5 protein-coding genes are annotated in these 4,074 nt (G+C 44.2%); 3 read left to right on the top strand and 2 right to left on the bottom strand.

Annotated features, from left to right (window positions below; genetic code table 11):
* Nucleotides 1-44 precede the first annotated feature (44 nt).
* Nucleotides 45-509 carry a pentapeptide repeat-containing protein gene (locus Q0R35_RS08155; RefSeq protein WP_295615900.1) on the top strand — a complete coding sequence of 155 codons (465 nt, stop codon included), beginning with the start codon at nt 45-47 and terminating at the stop codon, nt 507-509.
* Between the two features lies 1 nt (nt 510).
* The gene (locus tag Q0R35_RS08150; RefSeq protein ID WP_295615897.1) at nt 511-1,176 is read left to right on the top strand and encodes a class I SAM-dependent methyltransferase; all 666 of its coding nucleotides are present in this window, start codon (nt 511-513) and stop codon (nt 1,174-1,176) included.
* A gap of 38 nt (nt 1,177-1,214) precedes the next feature.
* Here the strand turns inward: Q0R35_RS08150 and Q0R35_RS08145 are convergent, their stop codons facing one another.
* Nucleotides 1,215-2,462 carry a GAF domain-containing sensor histidine kinase gene (locus tag Q0R35_RS08145; RefSeq protein WP_295615895.1) on the bottom strand — a complete coding sequence of 416 codons (1,248 nt, stop codon included), beginning with the start codon at nt 2,460-2,462 and terminating at the stop codon, nt 1,215-1,217.
* A 529-nt stretch (nt 2,463-2,991) separates the two neighbouring features.
* On the bottom strand, nt 2,992-3,669 hold the full coding sequence (locus Q0R35_RS08140; RefSeq protein WP_295615892.1) for a DUF6882 domain-containing protein: 678 nt from the start codon (nt 3,667-3,669) through the stop codon (nt 2,992-2,994).
* 172 nt (nt 3,670-3,841) lie between these two features.
* Here Q0R35_RS08140 and Q0R35_RS08135 point away from each other — a divergent pair.
* Nucleotides 3,842-4,074 (top strand): AAA family ATPase (locus Q0R35_RS08135; protein ID WP_295615903.1); only part of this gene is annotated, 233 nt, incomplete at its 3' end.

Raw genomic sequence — 4,074 nt, 5'->3', positions numbered from 1 at the left:
CTAATTTATCAGCAATTCGGACTGATGCATAAGCCGCACTCACCGTGATTGCGCGGCGCAAAATCGAACTCGAAACTGACAGTCAGTATCTAGATTTGAGTAATACAAACCTCAGTGCAGCCAACTTAGATCGAGCTAATTTAAATAAAGCCGATCTCAGCGATGCGATACTCGATGGCTCGATTTTAACTAATCCTAGCTTGGGTAATACCAATCTTAGCGGTGCGGTTTTAATCGGTGCCAATCTCCGAGGTGCTACGCTTAGTAAAGCCAATCTCACTAAAGCCGATCTTAGTGGTGCAGATTTAGCGGGCATAAATCTCGAAGGTGCCAATCTCAATAAAACCGATTTACGCAAGACTAAAAATTTAGATATTACCCAGATCGATCGAGCGCAAAATTGGACGTTAGCAATTTACGATCCAGAAATAGAGAAACTCCTAAAAGCACCACCAACATCGCCAGATAACACCCTAATTACACCAAAAACATCACCACTAAATACCTAATATGTCCAACCAATCGATTGGTTTAAGCGACAAGCTTTATAATTATCTACTTACCAATTCCGTCCGCGAACCAGAAATATTAACTCAACTGCGATCGGCAACCGCAAAACATCCCCTGGCAAACATGCAAATATCGCCAGAGCAAGGGCAATTGATGGGATTATTAGTCCAATTAATCGGCGCGAAAAAGTGCCTAGAAATTGGTGTGTTTACAGGTTATTCTACTTTAGTAGTAGCATTAAATTTACCAGCAGACGGTCGGATAATTGCCTGCGATGTTAGCGATGAATTCACGGCGATCGGCATTAAATATTGGCAGCAAGCCGGGGTAAACGACAAAATCGATCTCCACATCGCTCCAGCATTAGAAACCCTCGATCGACTCCTAGCAAATGGCGAAGCTGGTACCGTTGACTTTGCCTTTATCGATGCCGATAAAAATAATTATGCCGCTTATTACGATCGATGTCTTCAGTTAGTCCGTCAGGGTGGATTAATTTTAGTCGATAATGTGCTGTGGTACGGTCGAGTTGCCGATCCAGCAATGAACGAAGACAAGCGCACGCAGGCAATCAAACAGCTCAATCAGCAAATCTATCACGACGATCGCGTTCAGATAAGTTTAATTCCCATCGGCGACGGACTGACGATCGCCAGAAAGAAATAAAGCATTAATATTGGCTAGATTTTGCACTTAAAAAGATGCTAAAGCAAGGGAATTGTAAAATAGAAAGTAGTGCCTTGTCCGATCTCGCTCTCCACCCAAATTCTGCCACCATGTGCGGAAATCGCCATTTGGGAAAAGGGTAAACCCAATCCGGTCGATGTAGCTTTAGGCAAATTAGTCTTGACTCGATTCTCCAGTGGAGACGCTCCGCGAACGAATATTTGGCAGAAAGCTGCCTTGGGAATGCCATCTCCGGTATCTGATACTGAAAATAGTAAAGTATCACCCAGATCGGGGTGTGCGAAGACCGAGACTTCCCCCCCGCGCGGGGTATGTTGAATCGCGTTGCCGACTAAATTGACGATGACTCGCCGCAACTTGTCAGCATCAGCCATACAAGATAACTCGCCCTGTGTATACCACTTCAGCGACACTTCAGCTTTTTTCGCCAGCGGTAACATCTGCTTGCAAGCATCCGCTATAATTCGCTCTGGATCGACCTCGATTTTAGTTAACTCCATGAGCTGACTTTGGTCGGTGCGAGTATCGAGAATGCCATTAATCATCTGGAGCAGCACTTTACCGCCATTTTTTGCCAGATCGACGTAATGATTTTGCGTCTCGCTGAGTCCGCCATATTTTTGGGTGAGATCTAGTCCACCCAGCAATGAATCTAGCGGATCGCGCAGATCGTGGACGAGCATTTCTACCGTCTCAGTGCGAAAGAGTTCGAGGTTTCGCAATTCTAGATACTCTGCGTGCAACTGCTGTGCCAACAGCCGAAATTCAACCTGACCGATTAGTAATGCAGTCAGATCCGAGAGGGTTGCCAGCTCTTCGGGAGTCCATTCACGCGGTTTGGTATCGATCGCACAAAAAGATCCCAATGTATGCCCCTTGGCGGTGGTGATGGGCACCCCTAGATAGGCAACTATACCGAGTTCGAGCGTCGCGAGATGCTCTTTAAATAGTGGGTCGATACGCGCATCGACAATACACAATGGCTGCGAGGTCTCGACCACCTGCTGACAAAAGGAGTGAGACAGAGGTGTCTCTCGAATACTCGCCCACGGTTCCTGAAGTCCGATACTACTTTTGAAAAATTGCCGCTCTCGATCGACCAATGATACCAGCGATACTGGGGTCTTGAGGATAGTGCTGGCAAGTCGCGTAAATCGATCGAATGTCTCTTCCACAGAGCTATCTAACAGCCCTGTCGCCTCTAATTCTGCCAATCGATCGGACTGAAGTACCTTGGCTAGTGTCTTGTGATTGTCATTGTCCATCGCCGCTATTTCCTATTGTTTATATGTATTTTTAAGTAACACATAAAAATCGTTCCCGAACAATGACGAAACTATTAAATAGTAACTTATACAAGTATAAATTATACAATGTTTTCTAGCGATCGAGTCCCCCAAATTCACAAACTTACTCAAAACAAAAGACACCACACGATCGAATACGCCACTACTTACTTCTATCTACCAACTCCTTAATAATGCGTTCTTGTTCTTCCACAGGTGTATCTGCTGATACAATTACTGCATTAGGACGAAGACGAGTTGCAAACTCATCCCATGCTTCTTTATCACCGTAGGGGCAGGTTTATGAGATCGATCCAAGCCTGCAATTAACCTAATTCAAACCTGCCCAACCCCACCAACAACCTAAATATATCTTGACTAACGCAATGATAAATCCGATCTGGATGTTAATTGTGGGTGAGGGCGGGTTTGCATCAAGGTTATCGTTACAACAGAGATTAACAGCATAAACCCGCCCCTACATATCTTTCATTTTACAAATACATAATTAAGTTGCTGACAACTGTGGCTGAAGGGAACCACCAATCTCCGATATTCGCTTTTGAGAATCGAACATTATTTTAATTGTATCATTGTTATGGATAGCGTTAATTTTCTCTTCTGATAATTCGATGGTAAACCCTTGTGAATTGAGAAAAGACTCACACATAATCCAATGATCTACATCTATGTTGGAAATAACGTCAGTAATTACCTCGATTGCTTGAGCAGCATCAACATAGGGGAAAACTTCATTTGGGACGTTTAAAACCAGAAAAAACAAGGCACCACCAGAATAAGGAGCGCGATAATAACAACAGTTATCATTTAAACCTGATGCTGCAAGGGCTATTGAATGTCCATCAGCGACATCAAGTGAAAAACTTCGATTTGTAAACTCTTCGATATTATGTCGATCGCCAAAGTTACGTAAAGCAACGCAAGATTGTAATATATTAACTGAAAAATTGCTGCCCTCATTAGCCCAAGCCCATAGCCATGAATTATCTTCCTCCGCTTCTGTCCCTAGCAATTGAATCGGATACTGAAGATCTCCGCCAAATGTTACTACTCCTTGCTTGATATTGACGTTAAAATTTCTATCTCCAATGAATTGACCAAATTGAAGTTGTCTGGCAAATGCTGTCCCAACGTGCTGTGAAAGAAGCTTAGTAAAGGCATTCATAATCGATGATGTAAGTTGTACTATAGTTGAGTGTTCCCGAATAGCTACTCGATGCTTTCACAAACCCACAAACCGATTCAACCCAAGAGACGCTACATGTTAGGGATTCTCTGCTAAGATAAACTCTTGGGAAAATGCGGACTCGTGCCGCCAAGGGATGCAGCTAGAATTTATGGTACACATCAAACAGGTAGAACTGTCCCATTTCAAATCCTTCGGTGGTACTACCAAAGTCCCGATTTTACCAGGGTTCACCGTGGTATCGGGGCCGAATGGTTCCGGTAAATCGAATATTCTCGACGCGCTGTTATTTTGTCTCGGATTGGCTAGTTCCAAGGGGATGCGGGCGGAACGGTTGCCGGATTTGGTCAATCACGATCGCAATACTAAGGGCGCGTCTGAGGC

It is taken from the genome of Chamaesiphon sp. GL140_3_metabinner_50 (assembly GCF_025361915.1).
GTDB lineage: Bacteria > Cyanobacteriota > Cyanobacteriia > Cyanobacteriales > Chamaesiphonaceae > Chamaesiphon.
This window is presented reverse-complemented; position numbering and strand designations above follow the sequence as displayed.

Coding starts and splice junctions, on each gene's coding strand:
- Q0R35_RS08150 (WP_295615897.1), top strand. CDS start 511: ATGTCCAACCAATCGATTGGTTTAAGCGACAAGCTTTATAATTATCTA.
- Q0R35_RS08145 (WP_295615895.1), bottom strand. CDS start 2,462: ATGGACAATGACAATCACAAGACACTAGCCAAGGTACTTCAGTCCGAT.
- Q0R35_RS08140 (WP_295615892.1), bottom strand. CDS start 3,669: ATGAATGCCTTTACTAAGCTTCTTTCACAGCACGTTGGGACAGCATTT.